The sequence below is a fragment of the Peptoniphilus hominis (ex Hitch et al. 2025) genome, from assembly GCF_040096015.1.
GTDB classification, from domain to species: domain Bacteria; phylum Bacillota; class Clostridia; order Tissierellales; family Peptoniphilaceae; genus Peptoniphilus_A; species Peptoniphilus_A hominis.
The window spans coordinates 1-548 of the sequence record NZ_JBBMFO010000086.1 but is presented as its reverse complement, the minus strand read 5'-3'; the positions used below and the strand labels follow the sequence as shown (position 1 = coordinate 548).

Annotated in this window: 1 tRNA gene and 1 rRNA gene; both read right to left on the bottom strand. The window is 41.6% G+C overall.

Annotation, left to right across the window (positions count from 1 at the left end):
* Positions 1 to 366: 366 nt before the first annotated feature.
* Positions 367 to 442: transfer RNA gene (locus WMO19_RS09890), tRNA-Ala, on the bottom strand.
* A 38-nt stretch (positions 443 to 480) separates the two neighbouring features.
* A 16S ribosomal RNA gene (locus tag WMO19_RS09885) occupies positions 481 to 548 on the bottom strand; the annotation flags it as partial.

The following is a 548-nucleotide window of genomic DNA, read 5'->3' as shown; positions in this document are numbered from 1 at the left end:
CTAGGCATTCTCCTAGTGCTCTTTTTAACTTGACCTTTGTTAATAAACATTTCTGTTTATTTCCAGTTTAATTGTTTGTTTAAGAAATTTTGATTAGTTTTTAAGTTGTTATGGTTCTCTTCTTTTTTCAAAGAAGTCATCAGATCTTTTCGCTATCGCGAAAGTCTTGGTGGTAATCGAATTCTAGCCAATCGACTCTCCCTTGCGGTCGGTCTCTTGGGAATTCTTTACACACAACCTCCTTCGCTTCAATCTTCGCTTTCGCTCGATTTCAGCGTGTCGGTTTGGTCGCTTTTTGACAAATCATAGATTTGAAACTGCGCGACACCTGACCTACGACGAAATCGTAGATTTCTGTTAGGTCATTGGTGGAGATAAGGAGATTCGAACTCCTGACCTCCTGCTTGCAAGGCAGGCGCTCTCCCAACTGAGCTATACCCCCATATATAATTAAAATAGTGTGAAGATTTTTTTCCTTAGAAAGGAGGTGATCCAGCCGCACCTTCCGATACGGCTACCTTGTTACGACTTCACCCCAGTCACTTATC